Below are 336 nucleotides of genomic sequence, written 5' to 3'. Positions count from 1 at the left end.
CGCGCGGCTGTGGACGACCACGACCTACGACGCGCTGGGCCGGCCGACCCAGGTCACCTCGCCCGAACCCGGTGGCGTGAGCGCGACGGTGAAGACGGCCTACAGCGGCTCGACGACCATCACCACCGATGCCCGCGACAATCTCTCCAAGCAGGTGCGCAACGGTCAGGGCGAGATCATCGAGACCATCGGCGCGAACGGGCTGCATGCCTTCTACAGCTACTACGCCGACGGCAGTCTGTACTACGTCTCGCGCGATGCGGGGCGCGGCGCGATCCTGAACAGCTTCACCTACGACAGCATGGGCCGCAAGACCCAGCAGAACGACCCGGACAG

At 67.0% G+C, this 336-nt stretch carries 1 protein-coding gene; it reads left to right on the top strand.

Going from position 1 to position 336, the window contains the following annotated elements; all coding sequences use genetic code 11:
* The coding region (locus MD221_RS17470; protein ID WP_242113433.1) for a hypothetical protein at nt 1-336 on the top strand (336 nt) is incomplete at both ends.

Origin of the sequence: Luteimonas aquatica, from assembly GCF_022662575.1 — a bacterium.
GTDB lineage: Bacteria > Pseudomonadota > Gammaproteobacteria > Xanthomonadales > Xanthomonadaceae > Luteimonas > Luteimonas aquatica.
The sequence above is the reverse complement of the archived record's forward strand: the minus strand, read 5'-3'. Positions and strand labels throughout refer to the sequence as shown.